Source organism: Salipiger sp. PrR003, from assembly GCF_010500785.1.
In the GTDB taxonomy this organism is placed as follows: Bacteria; Pseudomonadota; Alphaproteobacteria; order Rhodobacterales; family Rhodobacteraceae; genus Salipiger; species Salipiger pacificus_A.
The window spans coordinates 1-18166 of sequence record NZ_JAAGOV010000074.1; the positions used below are offsets into that span (position 1 = coordinate 1).

An 18166-nucleotide genomic window follows, 5' to 3' on the forward strand; every position below is an offset into this window, starting at 1 on the left:
CGCATGGCCGAGGCCATGGGCCTGCTGCAGGCAATGTATCACGCCGTGGGGTTCCGCCGCCTACGCGTCTCGGACGGTGACTGGCTCGGCTATCTCGGCACGATCCAGGGCCAGGAGTTCCAGCCGATGCACGGTCAGCCCGGCCAGTTTCTCTCCGCCGCCATGACCAACGCCCAATATCTCTTCAAGGGAAAGCGCTTCGCCATCGACAACGGCATGACCCGGCGCTTCGGCGCGATCTTCGGGGTGAAAGCCTGGCCGAACAAATCGCTGCCAACCGTGCTCGACGCGCTGGAGCTGCCCTACGACATCGTGGTCACCAACAGCTTCACGCCGATCCGCAACAACGAAGCCGAAGAAAAGATCGCCCGTACCGCCCGGCAGATGGGGGCAACCGAGGATGCTGCGCAATCCCTGCGCGCAGGGCTTTACGATCTGCTCGACGACATCGCCTCCGGGCGCGGCGTTCTCGGCAAGCACCAACTCACCGTCATGGTCACCGCTGATAGCGAAAAGGCGCTCGAAGAGGCCGCCTCTGAGGTCTGGCGGGCCGGGCAGGAGTCGGGCGCCACGCTGGTGCGCGAGAGCTTTGCCGCCCGCGCCATGTTCTTCAGCCAGGCGCCGGGCAATTGGCGCTACCGCCACCGGGCGGCGCTGACCACCTCGACCAACTTCGCCGATTTTGCCGCCTTCCACGCCGGCGCGCCCGGGCGCGACAAGCACCAGTCCCCCTGGGGTGAGACCATCACCATTCTACCTTCGGTGTCCTCCTGCCACTACCGGTTCAATTTCCACGAACCGGGATCGCGAGCCGCCGAGCCTTCGGGCGGGCACACGCTGGTGCTGGGGCGCCCGGGCTCGGGCAAGACACTCGGCACCGCGTTTCTGATGGCGCAGGCCCGCCGCGTCGGCGCCCGCATCGTGGTCTTCGACAAGGACCTCGGCCTCGAAATGGCGGTGCGCGCCATGGGCGGCACCTACAGCACAGTCCGCATTGGCCAGCCGACGGGCTTCAATCCCTTCCTCACCGAGACCGACAGCCGCGGTGCAGCCTGGCTGACCGATTGGACCGCCGACATTCTCTCGCGGAGTGGTCGCCCGCTTGAGACCTTCCAGACCGTGGCGCTGAATGACGCCATCCGCCGCGTGGTGGCGGCCGAGCCCGAGCTGCGCAGCTTTTCGGCCCTGGCCTCCGCGGTGAACCAGACCGATGACGATGGTGATCTTGTCTCCCGGGTGCGCGAGTGGACCGCGGCGGGCCGCTTCGGCTGGCTCTTTGACGAAGAGGCCGAGACCGGCATTCAGATCGGCGAGGATGTCGTCGGCATCGACATGAGCGAGCTTCTGGATCTCGGCACCGAACGCACCGCGCTTCTGGCCTACCTCTTCCGCCGGATCGAGCGGGTCATCGAGGACCGCCGCCCCACCATCCTCGTCATCGACGAGGCCTGGAAGATGCTGAACGACGAGATGTTCGTGAAGCGGCTGCAGGAATGGCTCGTCACCATGCGCAAGAAGAACTGCGTGGTGATGATGCTGACGCAGACGCCGGGGCATCTCGCGCAATCCAGCGTCGGCTCGATCATCTCCGAGATGGTCTCGACGCAGATCCTGTTTCCGAACCCGGCGGCCCATCCCGAGGATTACCGCATCCTCAAGCTCAATGACCGCGAGGCGGAGTTTGTCTCGCAGAGCACCGGCGGGCTGCGCCTCGCGCTGCTGCGCTCGGCCGGCGACAGCCTCTTCGTCAACTTCGACCTGTCGGGCCTCGGCCCGGATCTCGTCACCGTGCTCGGCGGCGGGGCGAAAGGCGAAGACCGAGCGCCCTTCGAGTGGCGTCGCAATTCTGATTTCTGGAAGGACATGGCATGACAAAGCTCATCTCCACAGCTGCTCTGATGTTGGCTCTCGCTGGCTGCGCCGCCGGCGTCTCGACCGGGCGCAAGTCGCCCTGCGCCGGCACGTTCCGGACCGAGGGCAGCTACGCGGTCATTCCGGCCACCACGACGCGTGGCGCCGTGGTGAGCCGGGGCACCGCATCGCCTTCCCAAATGAGTTTAGCTGCGGAGGGGAGCGATGATTGCCAGTTCTTCCCTCTCTAAGTGCGCACCTAGATCAGCCGCATCGCGGACCGGGGCGGCGGGACTGGGCGTGGCCGGGTTGATGCTCGCCGCAGTCCCCGCCCCCAGCGCCCTGGCGCAGGGGGTGCCGATCGTCGACGGCTCGAACCTCGCCAATACGATCTCGCGCCTGTCCGAAGGCGAGCGCGACTTTGCCAAGCAGCAGGACAAGCTTGGCCGCCGCGAAGCGCAGCAGGATCTGCACCAGGAGCAGCTCGAAGCCTACGCGCGCTTTCTCGAGCAGACGACAGGCACCACCGATGTCTCGGGCTTCGAAGACGGCGCAGGCGGTTTTCCGAGCGCGAGCGAGACCTACCCGGTCACCGAAGAAGACAGCGCCGACGCGCAACGGCTCTTCGGCGAGGACGCCGGCGTCGAGCAGTTGATCATCGAGATCGCCGCGAAATACGAAACCCATGCCGGTGTCGGCGCCGCGGGCCTGACCCCGCTGACCTGGCGCATCCTCTTCCAGTCGCTCATCAAGCAGGAGAGCCGCTTCAACAACGCCGCGGTCTCGCATGTGGGCGCCATGGGCTTTTGCCAGCTCATGCCCGGCACCGCCGCCGATCTTGGCGTTGATCCGCGCGATCCCTGGCAGAACCTTGACGGCGGCGCGCGCTACATCCTGGCGCAGCTCAAGTCCTACGGCCGGATCGATTTTGCCCTTGCCGCCTATAACGCCGGGCCCGGCAATGTCGACAAATACGGCGGCGTGCCGCCGTTCGAGGAGACCCAGAACTACGTCCGCCGGATCCGCGGCTACTATGATGGCTATCTCTCGCTCATCACCGGCAAGGATCAGACCGGCACCCTCGCCGGGGTCGACGGTGCCTCGGCGCAATGGGGAAACTGGTCGGATGCCTCCATGGGCTACGCCGGCGAGGTGAATGGGCAGATCGATCAAGCGATGCAGCGCATCTATGGCCTCCTGCAGCAGGCCAGGCCCGAGACCGAAAAGCAGGCCGTCGATCACAACACCTACATGATGGCCGAGCGGGCCCGGCTCATGGCGCTGACCCTGCGCCTGCGCGCCGCACAGGTGAAGGTGGAAGCAGCCCGCGGCATGTCGGATGCTGCCCAAGGGCTGCAGGCCACGAATTTCTGGGAGTACCGCGATGAGTGAAAGGACCGCTCTCACGGCCCTGCGCCCCCTTGCCATCTGCGTTGGCATCGCCATCGCCGCTGTCCTCGCGCTGACCGCGCCCGGCCTCGCGCAGGGCGTGCCGGTCATCGACGGCTCGAACCTTGCCAAGAATGTCGAACAGCTGCAGCAGGCGCTGCAGGATGCCGAGAACCAGATCGAGCAAATCCAGCAGCTGAAAAAGCAGATCGAGCTGCAGATGGAGCAGATCACCAGCCTCGAGTTTATCGGGGACTCGCTGACCGGCTTCAATGACATCGCCACGCTCTACAACAGCGCCGAAGACCTGCGGGACCGCGCCGCCAAGATCACCGATCTCAGCGGCTTTGCCGACGACCTGGCCATGGGAGATTTCGACGCGCTGCTCGACAACCTCCTCGATGGCGACGTCACAATGGGCGAAAAGCATGCCGCCGAGCAGATGCGCGAGACCCTGGCCTCGGCCGGGTTGACCTCCGATCGGCTCTCGCAGCTCTCCTCCTCGGAAAACCCGCAAGACAAGGTCATCGCCCAGACCGCCGGCACCAGCGCGACGGCGATTGCAGCGGCGCAGCTGTCCTATGAGGAGGCGGAATCCAGCCTCGAGCGGGTGAACGGGCTGGTGGATGAGATCGCCAACCAGGAGACGCTCAAGGAGAGCGTCGATCTCAACACCCGCATGGCGGCCGAGACCAACTTCATGCTCGGCCAGATGTGGCGGCTCAATGCTGCCGCAGGCCTCGCCCAGGGCCAGACCGGCGTGAACTGGGCTGCCGAGCAGGCCAAGGAAAGCAGCTTCTTTGATTACTCGGGCACCGCCGACTGAGCGGCGCCGACACGCGATTTGAAAGAGGAGACCCATATGTTTGCGAAGATGATCACGGGCCTGACGGCGAGCCTCGTCCTGTGCAGTGCGGGCGGTGTCGCCTGGGCCGAGGACTTCAGCGCTGCCTCGGCACCGGAGCTCAGCGCCGCGGCCATCGCGGCGGTGGAGGCCGAAGATGGTGATGGGCTGCTGGCAATCATGCAGGAAATGCAGAGCCGCAGCATGTATTTCTTCGAAGGCGACGAGGCGCTCTGCCGCCGAGAGCCGCCGAAGGTGGGGCTGCTCGCCAAGCCTGGGTTCAACTTCGGAACGGCGCGCACTGCCTATGAGACTTTCAATAAGCTGCAACGCCTCGAAGAACAGACCTGCACCTGCCCGCAAGCGGCGCGCTCTTTCGAAGAGTTCTCGGTCGAGTTCCTTGGCGTGATGCCCGAGGACATCTCCGAGACGGACATGGCGACGCTGCGCGAGTACAATATCGAGAACAAGAACAGCGTATCGGCCGATTACCGAGCGTTCCGCAATGAATCCTGCCGGGACGTGCCCTGATGGCCATCATTGCAGATGTCCTCTCGGCAGTGGACACGACGGCCGCGTCTGTCGGCGCAGCCGCCTACAACGAGGTGGCAGGCTCGGTCATCCCGGTGATCCGCGTCGGCGCGGTGCTGCTCGTGGCAATGACGGGGGTCAACCTGGCCATCCAGGCCGTCCCGATGACGCTCCGCAATGGGCTGAGCCTCATCACACGGATCGCGCTGGTCATAATCTTCCTGTCTTCCTTCGCCAACTTCGATGCGGTCTATGGCGTGCTTTCGGAAGCTCCGAGCCGTCTTGGCGGCACCATGCTAGAGGCGGCCACCGGCGCAACCGTGACGGATCTGTACGGGGGACTTGATGACCTGTTCGGCGACGCCCTTGATCTGGGCCAGGCCGTTTCGGAGAACGGCTCCTACATCTCCGGTGCCCTCGCAAGTCTGCTCATGTTTCTCGTCGCGGCTCTGATGGCGACCATTTCCATCGTCGTCATCTGCGCCGCGAAACTGATGATCGCGGTGCTAATCGTGGTCGGGCCACTGGCAATCGCCTGCACGCTCTTCAAGCAGTCGGCGCCAATCTTCGAAGCCTACGTCAAGCTGGCTTTGGGCTTTGCCTTTGTGCCGCTTCTGAGCGCGGCGATGGCCGGCTTCACCATCGCCACCAGCGAGATGCTTTCGTCTGACCTCGGTAGTGCCGAGACCATTGGCGACATCATCGGCTTCGTGGTGGTCATGATGCTCGGCACCGGGCTCATGTTCATGGTCCCGACCATTGCCCAATCCCTCGGCTCGACCGCCATCGGCCTCGGGCAGGCCGCCTCTGGCACCTACCAGCAAGCCAAGTCGCACAGCTATGGCGCTGTGGCCGGCGCCCGCGGCATGGCCGAAGGCATGACCGGGCGCAAGGAACCCAAATACGGGATCAGCTCCGGCGCCCGCCGGGAGGGCCATGCGGTCGGCGCGGCAATCTCGAGCGCCGCCGGCGGTGCGCCTGGCAGCGCCGCCGCGGCGGCCCGACTGGCCGTCTCCCTGGCGCAGAAATCCGTCGCCAAGGGCGGCAAGTAATCGGCCCGCGAAGGAGGTTTTGGTGAAAAAACACAGCTTCGATACGGACATCATCATGGCCCCGCGCCGCAGCGAGAAGCGCGCCTGGATCGTCGCGGGCGTTGCCACCGGCGTCTCGGTTCTCATGGCCATCTCCATCGCCGCGATGATGCCCCTCAAGACAACCGAGGTCTTCACCGTGCTGGTGGATCGCGACACCGGCGCAGCCGAGCGCATCATGCAGGTGCAGCCCACCGGCATCGAAGACGAGCAGGCGGTGAAGGAAAGCCTGCTGGTCTCTTACGTCTCAGACCGCGAGTCCTTCCTCATGGCCGGCATCCAGGAGCGCCTCGAAAGCGTGCAGCGCCGCTCGGCCGGCGGCGCCCGCCGCTCGCTGGTTTCCCTCTGGAGCAATGACAGTGACAATGAGACCTACCCGCCCCGCCTCTATGGGCAGGGGGCGGAGGTCACCGTGCGGGTGAAAACCATCACCTTCCTCGAGCCGACGGTCGCCCAGGTCCGCTACGAGAAGACCCTGCGCACGCCGCGCCAGGACAGCGTCACCCGTCCCTTCGTGGCGGTCATCGGCTTCGAGTTCCAACCGCGCGAGGAACGCGCCCTCGAACGGGTCTGGGAAAACCCGCTCGGCTTTACCGTCACCAGTTTCAATGTCTCGGCCGAGACGCTGGGAGGCTGACCATGCGCCATACCCTTGCCCTCACGCTTTCCACCCTTCTCCTCCTGCCCCTCCCCGCGCTGGCCGAACGCGCGCCGCAAACCATGGGCCAGGACGCTCGCGTGCGCTCGGTCTGGTACAACCCCTCCGACGTGATCCGTGTCGATACCAACCTGCGGACCAACACCGCGCTCGAGCTCGGCCGCGGTGAGCGGATCGAGCAGGTTCTTTTGGGAGATTCCGAGGCCTTCAATGTCGAGGTTCTGTCGAACCGGAACACGGTCTCGGTAAAACCGGTCATCGGCAGCGCCCACAGCAATATGACCATTTACACCTCGCGCCGCGCCATCGCCTTTGTCCTGACCGAAGGCCGCAGCAAGACTCCGACCTACCGCGTCGCGGTCAAATATCCCGAGGACCAGCCAGCCCGGGCCGCGAGCACGCCCAAGGCCATCGGCACCCGCGACACCGGCTACGAATACGCCGGCGGTGGACAGGCCCGGCCCACGGCGGTTTGGAACGACGGGCATGCGACGTATTTCGAGTTCCGCCAGGGTGTCCGCCCCTCGATCTTCGCCGTGGACGGCGAGGGCTTTGAGCTGACGGTGAATTCGCAGACCCGCGGCCGGGTGGTGCGTGTCGGCGGTGTGGCAGACGCCTTCACCATCCGGATCGGTGACGAGGTGATCTGCCTCCGCCGCGTGGCGGGCGGCAAGACCGTGGATCCGTTCATCCTCCGCAGCCTTGCCGGGAAGGAGTTCTGAGATGGCCGAGCAGAAGGGCACTGAGGATCAGGGGTTCGAGGAGACCGACTTCGAGGGTGGCGGCGCACCGCAGGAGAAAGCCTACCACGTCGAGCGCAAGCCCCGCCGCTCGTCGCTGGGGCTGAACTCGCTCGCCGGCAAACTGGTCTCGGGCATTATCGCGGGCTGCCTGCTCGTGGTGCTGGCCTACGCCATGGTCGCCGGCGAAAACGAGAGCGCGCCCGTGGAAACCTCCAACGTCACCGAATTCCAGGACGGGGCGAGCGGCAGCGGCTTTGGCGCTATTGCGCCCGCCACTGCGCCCGAGCCCGAGGACGACGGCTTTGACTTTGGCCTCATCCAGGACCAGCTCGACAGTCAGCGCAGCGCGCTCGAAGAGCGCAATGCCTCCCTGCAGGAACAAGTGCAGCAGCTGCAGAGCAGCCTGGCTGATCTTTCCGGCCGTGCCGGCAGCGAAGACAGCGCCGTCGTCGCAGACCTCTCCCGTGCCCTTCAGGAGACGCAGGAGCAGAACGCCCAAATGGCGCAGCAGATGCGCGAGGAGTTCGCCAATCAGTTGAAATCGCTGCAGGCCGCCAATGAAGAGAGGATGACCCAGCAGGAAGAGACGCTGGAAACCCTGCGCCGCGAAAACCTGGCGCTGCAGACCGAGATCACCACCGCCAGCAATGACGCCGCGCAGGAGGCACAGGACGCCGAGGCCGCGCGCCGCCGGCAAGCTGAGCGCGAGGCCGAGCTCGCCGAACGTCGGCGCCAGCAGCAGGAAGAGCTGCAGGCCCGCGTCGAGTCCAAGGCGGTGATCTACGACAGCGGCGCAAGCTCAGGCAGCGCAGAGTCGGCGAGCGGCGGGCCCGGGGGCACAGCCGGCCAGCTGAGCCCGCGTGGGCAGTCGCGCGACAGCGCGCTGCGCGCCTTTGTCACCGGCGGTGCCGGCGGCACTGGCAGCACCGGCGGTGCCACGCCGACCGAGCAAGCGACGGAGATTGCCAATCCTTCCTACACGGTGCTGCAGGGCACGATGATCCAGGCGAGCCTCGAGAACGCTGTCGACTCCTCCCTGCCCGGCGCCGTCTCGGCCGTGGTCAACTACCCGGTCTGGTCCTTCGATCAGAGCCAGGTGCTGATCCCCTCCGGCTCGCGCCTCTTCGGCTCCTACAGCTCTGACATCGACATCGGTCAGGGGCGCATCCTCATCGGCTGGACCCGTCTTGTGACCCCCGACGGCCAATCAGTGCAGCTCTCGGCCTTCGGCGGCGATCAGATGGGCCGCTCCGGCATCAGCGGACAGGTCGATACGCGCTTTGGCACCCGCTTCGGCAATGCTGCTCTGATCTCGCTCATCGGCGCGGGGCCGAGCATCGCCGCCGCGCAGATCGACGATGACACCACCTCCGACATTGCCCGCGATATCACCGAGGACCTTGGCGATGCCACCAGCTCGGCGGCGGCGGAATACGCCACCCTGCCCCCGATCATCACAGTCGAGCAAGGCAGCGCCATAACAGTCATGGTCGATCGCGACTTGGAGTTCTTTTGATGAACAAGGCTCCGCCGCGCGCGTCCTTCCTTGCAAGCTACCTTGTGCCTCTGCGCCCCTATCTTGGGGATCCTCACGTGGTGGAGGTGGCGATCAATCCCGATGGCGGGGTCTGGGTCGAGCGGCAGGGCGACAGCCACATGCAGCGGGCCGAAGAGTTGAGCTTCCCGCCCGCCCAGGCTGCGGACCTCGCAAAGGCCATCGCCTCAGAGGTCGACGTCCCGCTGTCGGCGAAGAAGCCGATCGTCTCGGGCAAGATCACGCATGCCGGAGCACCGCTGCGGGCGCAGGTCGTGGCGGCGCCGGTGATTGAAGGCGCGCCCTCGATCTGCTTCCGGCGGTATTCGCAGTCCAAGCTCAAGATCGGGGACATTACGCTTCTGCACGGCGAGCTCGTCGATCTCGACAAGCGGCGCCGCGACCGGGCGCAGTTGGTGCGCGAGTTGACCGGCGCGGGCAAGGTGACCCAGGCCATGCAGCTCTGCATCGAGGACCGGCTCAACGTGGTGATCTCCGGCGGCACCTCCACCGGCAAAACCACCTACGCCCGCGCGCTCCTCGATATGGTCGACACCCGCGAGCGGCTGGTGACCATCGAAGACGCCTTCGAGCTGTTCCCGTCCCACGCCAACACCGTCTCCATGAAATCGGACCGCTTGCCGGGGTCCGAAAAATCCCCGGCCAAGCTTTTGGAATCCAGCCTGCGGATGCGGCCCGACCGGATCATCCTTGGCGAGCTGCGCGGCTTTGAGTCTCTCACCTTTCTCGAGGCCATCAACACCGGCCATGGTGGGTCCGTCACCACCATCCACGCCGACACCGCGCTCAAGGCCATCGATCGGCTCGCGATGATGGTGCTCGGCAACGGGCTCAACATGAGCTTCGAAGAGGTGCGCCGCCACTGCGCGCACAGCATCGATGTGGTGATCCAGCTGGGGCGCGAAGATGGGAGAAGGGGGATTGCGGAGATTTTTCTATCGGGAATTGCTCAGTGAACAACGCATTCGCCCGTTTGTCTGGGAGAGGCGATTGCACGAACAGCATCGGGCCGAGTTAAAGCGGGCCCAGGGCAAATGCCCTTAGGCCCCCTTCGAGTTTAAGTTTCGTTGGCCTTGCGGCGGCGAATAGCCGACAGGATCGGTGCACGAAGCAGGCCGAAGACAACAACCAAGAGAACAAGCGACGTAAAAATCGCCGTCAGAGGCTTGGCCCAGAAGATCGACCACGAGCCCTGCCCGATCATGATACTTTGGCGGAGATAGTTTTCCGCGAGCGGGGTCAGCACAAGTGCCAGGATGAAGGGCCCGGCCGGGTAGTTGGCCTTCTTCATCAGGTAGCCGACGATGCCGAATGCGGCGGCGATCCAGATGTCGAACGTGCCGTAGTTGATCGCGAAGGCACCTACGAGGCAGAAAGCCACAACGATCGCGCTCAGGTGCCGCTGCATCAGCCGCAGCGCATTCACAAACAGCGGGATCAGCAGGATGTTCGAGCCAAGGAGAAAGACGTTCGCGATCACCAAGCCAGCGATGGCCCCCCAGACGATGTCGGCCGACTGGATCATCAGCATCGGGCCCGGGTTCAGGCCGAACATGATCAGCGCCCCGAGCATGATCGCCGTGCCACCGGAGCCGGGAATGCCCAGCGTCAGAAGCGGGATGAGCGATCCGGGCACCGCGGCATTGTTGGCCGCCTCGGGAGCGGCAAGCCCCTCCATTGCGCCCTTGCCAAACTCATCGGGGCGCTTCGACACTTTCTGCTCGACGATATAGGTGATGAAGGTTGCGATGGTCGCGCCAGCGCCCGGCAGCACGCCGATACCGGTCCCGATCACCGATCCGCGCAGGGTCGGCATGGTGATCTTGCGGAGCATGGAGACGCCGGGGATGAACTCGCTCAGGCTGAACTTGGGCTTGCCCATGTTTAGACGGATGCGCTCCTCGATGTTCACCAAGACCTCTCCGATGCCGAACAGGCCGATGATTACCGCGACAAAGTCGATCCCTTCGATCAGCTCGGGCGAAACAACGAACCGGCTATTTCCGGACACGTAGTCGCTGCCGATCGTACTCAGCAGCACGCCGAAAAGCGTCACGATCAAGGCCTTCAGCGGGTCCGCGCCGGCGAGCACGATGATCATGCTCAGCCCGAGGAGCATCAGCATGAAATACTCGGGCGGCCCGAGGAAGATCGCATATTCCGCGATGATCGGCGCAAAGAAGATCAGCATGAGCAGGCCGAAGACTCCGCCGACAAAGGAGGAGATCGCCGAAATGCCCAAGGCCAGCCCGCCCTGCCCCTTTTGCATCATCGGGTAGCCCTCGAGGGCGGTGATGATCGCGGGCGCGTCTCCGGGGGTATTGATCAGGATCGCCGTCAGGCGCCCGCCGTACATGGTTCCCATGTAGACACCGGTGAGCAGGCTGAGGCCGGAAATCGGGTCCATCCCGAAGGTGAGGGGCATCATGAGGGCGATGCCCGCGGAGGGACCTAGGCCCGGAAGTGCGCCGACGACCGTACCGATGAGCCCTGCGACAAAGATCAGCAGAAGATTGGCCGGCGTCGCGAATTCAGACATGGCCGAAGCCAGCTCGACGATGGAAGATTGCATGGAGTAGCGTCCCGGAAAGATCTCAGGTGATCGGAAGGTTCAGCCAGATCGAGAAGATCAGGTAGATCATCCCGGTCGTGGCTGCACTGACGAGGAGCGACATGGCCAGTGAGTGCCGTGTGACCAGCCACGAGAGCAGGAAAACGATCCCGGCAATTGCTAGCATGACCGAACCAAGCGACATCGCAAGGATACCGACCGCGACAATCACCCCAGCCAACAAGAGCCCTTTCACGTCCGGGGCGTCGCCCTCTTCGCGCGGCTCGGCCTGGCGCTTCATCACTCGCACGGCCTGAAGGCCACAGCACAGGAGAAGGAGCACACCGGTGTTGAGCGGAACGAAGCCCGGGCCAAAGGAATACTGGTCCGAATAGTTCATTCCAGTCGCCCCGGCGACGAGGCTGGCGGCAAAAGCCGCCAGCATGAGCAAGAGAATGAGTTCAACTCGCTTCATATCGAAAGCTCACCCGCCGAGCAGACCGAGACGTTCAAGCATCCCGGTATAGAGATCGTTGGTCTCTTCGAGGTATGCCTCGAACTCGTCCGGCCCGAGGTAGCCCGGGATCACGCCGTTGGGTTCGAGGTAGGTCGTCTTCCAGGCCTCGGTCTCCTGCACTTTCTCGACCATGTCGGAAAGATACGCTTTGGCCTCATCCGAGATGCCGTCGGCGGCAACCACGCCGCGGAAAACCGATGCAACGACGTTGTAGCCTTGCTCACGGAAGGTCGGCAGATCGGGGAAGGCCTCGGCCCGCTCTTCGGTCGAGATCGAGATGGCACGCACGCGGCCGCTCTCGATGAACTCCGAGACAGAGCCGGGGTTGATCATAGCGAAGTCGACCTGGTTCGACAGCACAGCGGTCGCGACCTCGCCATCGCCCTGGAAGGGGATGAAGTTGAGCTCGACGCCCAGCTCATCACTGACCATTAGCGTCGCGAGATGCTCGATCTGGCCGCGACCGCCACCGGCGACATTGAGAACGCGTTCGGAAGAGATGATGTCATCAAGGTTCTCGATCGGCGAGCGGGCATTCACCACGAGGATCGTCGGGTCGATCCCCATACGCGCGATCGGGGTGAAATCCGTGTAGTTGAGGCCGACGTCGGTGGCGAGCGGCGTGGTGATGAACGAGGACGTTGCAGCCATCAGATAATGGCCGTCGCCTTCGTGTGAGTTCAGGTATCCGAGCGAGGTCGCGCCAGCGCCGCCCGGCTTGTTGACGACGTTGATATTCGCATCGACCAGCTTCTCGTCCTGGATGATCCGGGCCATGGTGCGCAACATCGTGTCGTGCCCGCCGCCCGGACCGTAGCCTGCAACGAACTCGATGCCGCGGCTCGGGAACTCCTGCGCCATTGCGCCTGTCATCGACGCAAGCGTGACAGACGACGCGATCGCCATCACCGTGGTCAGATTGCCAAAAGGTTTCATTGAACTCCTCCCATTCATTCGGGTGTGCAGGGCGACTTTTCGGCCGCCTGTCGTCTCAGGACACGAACTCGCAGCCGAGCCTGTGCAGAGCCTCATCGATCCAGGCGCCGTCATAGGCCCCCTTCAGCGTGGTTTCGAGCTGGCGTTCTTCGCTCGCGTGCTTCTTGTCCGCACGGTCGAGAATTTCCGCGGCGGCCTCGCGCGGCAGCACGAGGATACCGTCGTCGTCGCCTACGACGAGATCTCCGGGGTTCACCACCATGCTTCCGAGCGAAATCGGAAATCCGATTTCCCCCGGGCCGTCCTTGTAGGGGCCGCGGTGGGAGACACCCGAGGCGAAGACCGGAGTGTCCTGCTGCGCGATTCCGGCGGCGTCGCGGATCGCCCCCCAGATAACAACCCCGGCCACGCCGGACTGCACTGCCCGCGCGAGCATCAGCTCGCCCATGATAGCGTTGTCCAGCGCTCCGCCGGCATCGACAACTATCACGTCGCCAGGCTGCGCCATGATGAGCGCCTTGTGCAGCATCAGGTTGTCGCCGGGACGGACACTCACTGTCAACGCGGGGCCCGAGAGCTGCCCCCCACGATGCATCGGTCGAAGATCGGCGGGGGCCCCGACACGCCGGGACATCACGTCACTGATATTGGAGACAGGAAGCGTTTTGCCGCGTTCCACGTCCGCCGTCTTGGCGCGTGTCCAGTACTCGCGGATTCTGAAGCCTTCGCTCATGTGGCTCTCCTATTCGGTCAGTCCGCCGAGGGACTTGGCCTCGGCTCGGAATTCCGCCGGCACGTCCTTGCCAGCGATCGTGTCCATGATGAACTTCGCGGCCATCGTTGCCATCGCGCGCTCCGCGCCCGGGGTCAGGCCCGCAGCATGGGGCGTGACGATCAGGTTGGGTGCCGAAAACAGCGGATGATCGCTCTGCGGCGGCTCCGCCTCGAAGCTGTCCACCGCGGCACCGGCGATCTCGCCCTGCCTGAGCGCAGCCTCGAGCGCGGCCTCGTCGATGATCCCGCCGCGGGCCGTGTTTACCAGCACCGCGTGGCTCTGCATCTTGGAAAGGAACGCCACATCCACCATGTGCCGCGTGGACGGAACCAGCGGGCAATGCAGCGAGATGACGTCAGAGTTCGCGATCAGCGCGTCGACGCTGCTGCAAAGCTCGAACTCATCGCCCGTGATATCCTCTGGCCGCAAAGCGGGATCGAAGGCCGTGACGTGCATCCCGAGAGCGCGCGCCATCGCGGCTGTCTCACGGCCGATCACCCCCATCCCGATGAGCCCGAGCCGGGTCCCCAGGATGTCCCGTCCGACGAAGGAGCCCTTGAGCCAAGCCCCCCCCTTTGTCGCCTGGTCCAGATATGGCAGGGACTTTCTCAACGCGAGCATTAGCGTGATCGCATGTTCCGCCACCGCACGAGCGTTGGCACCAACCGCGCGGAATACCGGGATACCGTGCGCTTCAGCCGCATGGAGATTGATGTTGTTCACGCCACTGCCGTGCTTGGCAATGACCTTCAGTTGATCGGAGGCCGCAATCACCTCCTCAGTGATCTCGCCCTGAGAGACCATGATTGCGCTGATCTTCTTTTCACGTGCCAGAGCAACGACGTCTGCAGGTGCCGTATATGGCGGCGAGAATACGCAGTCGTAACCGTTGTCCGCGAGCAGTTTGACCGCAGAGTCATCGATGCGATCTCGTGTGACAAGGACATTGTGCCTGATTTCGCCCATCCGCATAGGTATCCTAAGTCGTGTATATTTGAACTTTCAGTATACATTCGGTGTCTCTATGTCAAATAGGTATACACATTGCCTTGTTGAGCCCTTGGGCGTAGAATTTCCGTTACTTCTTACAGGAGAGCAAAAACGTCATGACAATTGACGCTCAGAAGCCCGATGTACCTCTCAGTGACGTTGTATACGCTCAAGTGCGCGACCTTCTTCGCGAAGGCGAACTCGCGCCGGGCCAACGCCTGAGCGAGTCAGAATTGTGTGAGCGCTTCCAAGTCAGCCGCACCCCGGCACGCGAGGCTATTCACCGGCTCATCAACGAAGGCTTCCTTGCGGTCAGCGGAAGCGGACGCCCCTGCGTCGCTGAAATCGACATCAACGCGGCGGAAGAGATTTACGATATGAGGGAAGCGGTCGAATGTCTCGCCGCACGTTTGGCTGCCAAGAAGGCGACGACCGAAGACCTGATCGAACTGCGCGCCATCCTGGACGAGCAGCGGCGAGGGGTCTCGACCGAGACCGAATTCCTTCCGATCAACGACCGGTTCCACGGCTGCATCTACCGGATCTCCGGCAACCGATACGTGCAGCGCACCGCAAGCATTCTGCTTGTGTCAGCGGGGATGATCAGGGGCACCACTCATGGCAAGTATGACTTCGAGACCTTCTCGCTGAAGGAACACGAAGAAATTTATCAAGCAATCGAGGATGGAGACAGTGCCGCCGCCGAAGCCGCGATGCGGCGGCACACGCGGCACGGCCGCTTCCAGCGTATCGCTCTTCTGACACGTACGCACAACTAGCTAAGCTGAGAGGCTCCCGCTCAGAGGCCACCTCTGGACAACCCGTCGGGATGACGGGGTGAAGTCCTTCGCCTCGCAGCCGAAACGTTGGGATCCGCGGAGCGACCATACTCACCAGTTCACACGAGCCCCTGCAAGAGGTCTTTGGTGCCCGACATGCGTCCAAGGCTTGAGGCGATCCGTTCCCGCCATCGGGGGCCTTGCGACAGCGCGTGGTCGTAGGCTTCGGCGAGATCTTCGGGCCGATCTTCAGCGAGGATGCGGATGAGGAACTCAGCCTGGGCACGGTCTTTTCGCGCCTTCGCTTCGTCCGGCCCGCCGTGCCGCCTGCTGGCCACGATCAGCTTGTGGATTGCAAAGCGCTCCGGTCGCGGGATTTGCACAAGTACTCCGGAGCGGTAGAGCGCCAAAGCGTGGATCGGCTCCGCAATCAGAAAATTGAGGTAGTTCAACGCTTGCGCGCTGACCCCCAGTGCCGGAAGCGGCTTGATGCCCTCGTCGCCGAAGGCCGGCGTCAGGAACTCGACCATGGCCTCGCCGCCGCTTTGACGCCACTTCCAGATCTGCCGATCATAAACCCCGGGGACAGCTTCGAATTTCATCGACCGGAGAATCTCCCCCGGCTCTTCCTCCACCCGGTCGCCCAGTGCCACTGAGAGCCGTTCGAAGCTCGCGAAATCGATGTCCCCTGTCTGGGCAAGTTCGTCAGAGTCAAAGCGAACACCAAGTTCACCCTGATAAAGCCCATAGGCTCCGGTCCCGATCAACGTACCGCCCAGCCGGAAGACGCCCGCGCGCGCGAACGCCAGAAGCAATGAGCCTGTCTCCCGATCGGTTCCGATCATGCCTTCGGCCCTTAGAACGCGCGCCAGACGCGACATGCGTTTTTTGCGCTCTTGCGCCTCTGCTTTCAAATCGGCAGCGCGTGCCAGGCGATCGCGCAAGTCTGGGCTATCCTCGCCGAGATAGCGGCTCTTCATCTCTATCCCGATCCGGAACCGGTCATAGAGATATGTCCGCCCATTGCGGCGACGCTCCTCGATACTGCCGATGATCTCCGACGCCGCCTCGTCGAGATGCATGCGCAGCAAGTCCTGATACGCCACCTGGGCGGCTCGAGAGTGCGATATCGGCTCCATCTTATACCTGTGTTTCGCTCGTGTGCATCAAATATGGAATTGATACACACAACTGACGACCTGCAGCAAAGTATTTTTTGATGCACACAATTCTCGGATTGTGCCTACGCATCTGAGTGGGCCTGCGCCGACACCTGAATGGGACAGCGAGACAAAGACCGTTGCTCACACAGCCGATCAAAACCTCGGCATATTTCGGTGCAATCGCAGCGGTCAGACACCATATATATGACGCAACTTGGAGCTGGGGTCGTTGCCCTTGAGTTCTCCGACCCCGGGAATGGGAAGGAGAAGATCATGTGGAAACGTCTGATAAGTCTCAGCCTGACATTTGGACTGGCCGCCGCCGGACCGCCGGCATCGGCGCAGATGGTCTGCGGGCTCCACGAGAGCATCACCGGAACGCTCGAGAGCACCTATGACGAAGCCCTTGTCGGGCGTGGACTTCAGTCTGCGACGCGCATGCTGGAAGTCTGGCGCGCGGCTGAGGAGGGAAACTGGACAATCCTTGCCGTGCATCCCGACGGGCTCGCCTGCGTCGTGGCAAGCGGGGAAGCCTGGATCGACGTCCCGCCACAGCCGGCAGGGGTGGCCGCGAGAGCCGACCCGACAGCTGAGAGCGAGGAGTAATCGCCACAACTTCATCGAGCGGATGCGGAAGGTGCTCGCCGGCGGCCATGAGCCCTGTCACAGGATTCAGCCTTCATTGGGTGAGAAACGAAGCTCGCGGGCTGGACAGTTCCGGCCTCAAATTCGCGGACCCTGTGACAAAATTCATGCGATCCCCGCGGCAGGTACAATTTTTCAGGGCGAAGGATCGTTTTTCAGGCCCGGCGGTGAGGACAGGAAGATGGGCCGCCCGTGGAAAAGGCTTCCTAGACCTTCGCGCTCTCCTTCTGCTGCACACCCCCATCGGCGCCCTCAAACTTCGCCAAATCCGTCGCGCCCGCCCGCCTGGGACGCCGCCGGGAGGCCGCCCCGCTTTCCCCGCTCTTGCTCCGCTGGGTCTCCGCCCGCGTCCGCATCTCGGCGAACCGCTTGCCATACTGCTGGCAGGTTTCGACCGCCACTTCTGCCTGCGCGATCTGCGCCAGGCTCGCGATCTTGCGCTTCGGCCTGGCGGTCAGCGGCGGATAGGGCAGCGCGTGCCCGTGTCGCGCCGCCTCAATCGGCCCGAAGTGGTGGTCCTCGTAGGACGTGATCCGGTGCGCCTTGATGGGATATTGCCCCTCCGGCAGGATCAGCACCTGGTCGATCGGGAACTGCAGCAGCTTACCCGGTGAAAGCAGCGCCCTCTCTTCGCTACGGCGACTGATATTGGCGCTGTCGTCGAGCTCGCGAATGCGGCTCTGGCTTTCTGTCTTCGACACCACCGTGTGTTTGCCCAGCATGTCCGACAGAACCGTCGCCGTAAGGTCCTCCTGCGGGGTCATGAATATTTTCACCCCGGCGCCGGCCATGAGCGCGCGGCGCCCGGCCTCGTCATAGAGCGAGGGGTTGTCGAGACCGGCAATCGATTGGGTGATGATGAAGAACCGCCCGCCGAAGGAGCGGATCGTCTTGATGCTGTTCTCCACCAGCGGCTGGCGTCCGAGCTGGTCGAACTCGTCCATCAGGAACATGACCGTGTAGGGCTCGTCGGGGCCCGGCTCTGCGCGCTGCAGCGACGCGATGCCCTCTGCAAAGAGCAGTCGCACAAGCGGCGCCAGCGTGGTCAGGTGCTCGGACTGCGTCGTGATGTAGAGCGTCTGCGCCTCGCGGCGGAAACTGGTCAAATCGAAGTCGTTCTCCAGCGTCACACGGACCACCGAAGGATC

At 63.8% G+C, this 18166-nt stretch carries 19 protein-coding genes; 12 read left to right on the forward strand and 7 right to left on the reverse strand.

Annotation, left to right across the window (positions count from 1 at the left end; all coding sequences use genetic code 11):
• The 10 genes from G0D83_RS24435 to G0D83_RS24480 form a co-directional block, all read left to right on the forward strand.
• Positions 1-1872: VirB4 family type IV secretion system protein (locus tag G0D83_RS24435; RefSeq protein ID WP_164197180.1), on the forward strand; the 1872-nt coding region annotated here is incomplete at its 5' end.
• Positions 1869-2102: a hypothetical protein gene (locus G0D83_RS24440; RefSeq protein WP_164197181.1), complete on the forward strand. Its 234-nt coding sequence runs from the start codon at positions 1869-1871 to the stop codon at positions 2100-2102. The genes G0D83_RS24435 and G0D83_RS24440, both read left to right, overlap by 4 nt.
• A gap of 49 nt (positions 2103-2151) precedes the next feature.
• Complete coding sequence (locus G0D83_RS32670) at positions 2152-3243, forward strand: lytic transglycosylase domain-containing protein (RefSeq protein WP_370457311.1); 1092 nt, start codon at positions 2152-2154, stop codon at positions 3241-3243.
• On the forward strand, positions 3236-4066 hold the full coding sequence (locus G0D83_RS24450) for a type IV secretion system protein (RefSeq protein WP_164197182.1): 831 nt from the start codon (positions 3236-3238) through the stop codon (positions 4064-4066). The genes G0D83_RS32670 and G0D83_RS24450 overlap by 8 nt, the downstream gene beginning before the upstream one ends.
• Before the next feature lie 36 nt (positions 4067-4102).
• Entirely contained in the window at positions 4103-4615 is a 513-nt protein-coding gene (locus G0D83_RS24455) for a hypothetical protein (RefSeq protein ID WP_164197183.1), read from the forward strand.
• On the forward strand, positions 4615-5667 hold the full coding sequence (locus G0D83_RS24460; RefSeq protein WP_164197184.1) for a type IV secretion system protein: 1053 nt from the start codon (positions 4615-4617) through the stop codon (positions 5665-5667). The genes G0D83_RS24455 and G0D83_RS24460 overlap by 1 nt, the downstream gene beginning before the upstream one ends.
• Before the next feature lie 22 nt (positions 5668-5689).
• Complete coding sequence (locus tag G0D83_RS24465) at positions 5690-6343, forward strand: type IV secretion system protein (RefSeq protein WP_164197185.1); 654 nt, start codon at positions 5690-5692, stop codon at positions 6341-6343.
• A gap of 2 nt (positions 6344-6345) precedes the next feature.
• Positions 6346-7086, forward strand: coding sequence for a TrbG/VirB9 family P-type conjugative transfer protein (locus G0D83_RS24470; protein WP_164197186.1), 741 nt, complete (start codon positions 6346-6348; stop codon positions 7084-7086).
• Position 7087: 1 nt separating this feature from the next.
• Entirely contained in the window at positions 7088-8623 is a 1536-nt protein-coding gene (locus G0D83_RS24475; protein ID WP_164197187.1) for a TrbI/VirB10 family protein, read from the forward strand.
• Complete coding sequence (locus G0D83_RS24480; RefSeq protein WP_164197188.1) at positions 8623-9618, forward strand: ATPase, T2SS/T4P/T4SS family; 996 nt, start codon at positions 8623-8625, stop codon at positions 9616-9618. Before G0D83_RS24475 ends, G0D83_RS24480 begins: the two co-directional genes overlap by 1 nt.
• A 101-nt stretch (positions 9619-9719) precedes the next feature.
• On the opposite strand, the gene G0D83_RS24485 is transcribed toward G0D83_RS24480, so the two are convergent.
• From G0D83_RS24485 to G0D83_RS24505, 5 genes are read right to left on the reverse strand one after another with little or no spacing between them, the layout of a single operon-like run.
• Complete coding sequence (locus G0D83_RS24485) at positions 9720-11234, reverse strand: tripartite tricarboxylate transporter permease (protein ID WP_235958184.1); 1515 nt, start codon at positions 11232-11234, stop codon at positions 9720-9722.
• Positions 11235-11256: 22 nt separating this feature from the next.
• Positions 11257-11688, reverse strand: a complete 432-nt coding sequence (locus G0D83_RS24490) for a tripartite tricarboxylate transporter TctB family protein (RefSeq protein ID WP_164197189.1) — start codon at positions 11686-11688, stop codon at positions 11257-11259.
• A gap of 9 nt (positions 11689-11697) precedes the next feature.
• A complete protein-coding gene (locus G0D83_RS24495; protein WP_164197190.1) occupies positions 11698-12666 on the reverse strand; it encodes a tripartite tricarboxylate transporter substrate binding protein in 969 nt (322 codons plus the stop codon).
• A gap of 55 nt (positions 12667-12721) precedes the next feature.
• Entirely contained in the window at positions 12722-13399 is a 678-nt protein-coding gene (locus G0D83_RS24500; RefSeq protein WP_164197191.1) for an RraA family protein, read from the reverse strand.
• A gap of 9 nt (positions 13400-13408) precedes the next feature.
• Positions 13409-14407, reverse strand: a complete 999-nt coding sequence (locus G0D83_RS24505; RefSeq protein ID WP_164197192.1) for a hydroxyacid dehydrogenase — start codon at positions 14405-14407, stop codon at positions 13409-13411.
• A 140-nt stretch (positions 14408-14547) separates the two neighbouring features.
• Between G0D83_RS24505 and G0D83_RS24510 the strand changes: the two genes are divergently transcribed.
• The gene (locus G0D83_RS24510) at positions 14548-15210 is read left to right on the forward strand and encodes a GntR family transcriptional regulator (RefSeq protein ID WP_164197193.1); all 663 of its coding nucleotides are present in this window, start codon (positions 14548-14550) and stop codon (positions 15208-15210) included.
• 119 nt (positions 15211-15329) lie between these two features.
• On the opposite strand, the gene G0D83_RS24515 is transcribed toward G0D83_RS24510, so the two are convergent.
• Positions 15330-16349 (reverse strand): GSU2403 family nucleotidyltransferase fold protein, encoded by a 1020-nt coding sequence (locus G0D83_RS24515; protein WP_164197194.1) that lies wholly within the window; start codon positions 16347-16349, stop codon positions 15330-15332.
• A 297-nt stretch (positions 16350-16646) separates the two neighbouring features.
• On the opposite strand from G0D83_RS24515, the gene G0D83_RS24520 reads away from it, so the two are divergent.
• Positions 16647-16979 carry a hypothetical protein gene (locus G0D83_RS24520; RefSeq protein WP_164197195.1) on the forward strand — a complete coding sequence of 111 codons (333 nt, stop codon included), beginning with the start codon at positions 16647-16649 and terminating at the stop codon, positions 16977-16979.
• 245 nt (positions 16980-17224) lie between these two features.
• Here G0D83_RS24520 and G0D83_RS24525 read toward each other — a convergent pair.
• Positions 17225-18166 (reverse strand): type IV secretory system conjugative DNA transfer family protein (locus G0D83_RS24525; protein ID WP_164197196.1); only part of this gene is annotated, 942 nt, incomplete at its 5' end.

Bases quoted from the DNA above. Each gene is read 5' to 3' on its own strand.
- G0D83_RS24440 (WP_164197181.1), top strand. From the start codon at position 1,869: ATGACAAAGCTCATCTCCACAGCTGCTCTGATGTTGGCTCTCGCTGGC.
- G0D83_RS24450 (WP_164197182.1), top strand. From the start codon at position 3,236: ATGAGTGAAAGGACCGCTCTCACGGCCCTGCGCCCCCTTGCCATCTGC.
- G0D83_RS24455 (WP_164197183.1), top strand. From the start codon at position 4,103: ATGTTTGCGAAGATGATCACGGGCCTGACGGCGAGCCTCGTCCTGTGC.
- G0D83_RS24460 (WP_164197184.1), top strand. From the start codon at position 4,615: ATGGCCATCATTGCAGATGTCCTCTCGGCAGTGGACACGACGGCCGCG.
- G0D83_RS24470 (WP_164197186.1), top strand. From the start codon at position 6,346: ATGCGCCATACCCTTGCCCTCACGCTTTCCACCCTTCTCCTCCTGCCC.
- G0D83_RS24475 (WP_164197187.1), top strand. From the start codon at position 7,088: ATGGCCGAGCAGAAGGGCACTGAGGATCAGGGGTTCGAGGAGACCGAC.
- G0D83_RS24480 (WP_164197188.1), top strand. From the start codon at position 8,623: ATGAACAAGGCTCCGCCGCGCGCGTCCTTCCTTGCAAGCTACCTTGTG.
- G0D83_RS24485 (WP_235958184.1), bottom strand. From the start codon at position 11,234: ATGCAATCTTCCATCGTCGAGCTGGCTTCGGCCATGTCTGAATTCGCG.
- G0D83_RS24490 (WP_164197189.1), bottom strand. From the start codon at position 11,688: ATGAAGCGAGTTGAACTCATTCTCTTGCTCATGCTGGCGGCTTTTGCC.
- G0D83_RS24495 (WP_164197190.1), bottom strand. From the start codon at position 12,666: ATGAAACCTTTTGGCAATCTGACCACGGTGATGGCGATCGCGTCGTCT.
- G0D83_RS24500 (WP_164197191.1), bottom strand. From the start codon at position 13,399: ATGAGCGAAGGCTTCAGAATCCGCGAGTACTGGACACGCGCCAAGACG.
- G0D83_RS24505 (WP_164197192.1), bottom strand. From the start codon at position 14,407: ATGGGCGAAATCAGGCACAATGTCCTTGTCACACGAGATCGCATCGAT.
- G0D83_RS24510 (WP_164197193.1), top strand. From the start codon at position 14,548: ATGACAATTGACGCTCAGAAGCCCGATGTACCTCTCAGTGACGTTGTA.
- G0D83_RS24515 (WP_164197194.1), bottom strand. From the start codon at position 16,349: ATGGAGCCGATATCGCACTCTCGAGCCGCCCAGGTGGCGTATCAGGAC.
- G0D83_RS24520 (WP_164197195.1), top strand. From the start codon at position 16,647: ATGTGGAAACGTCTGATAAGTCTCAGCCTGACATTTGGACTGGCCGCC.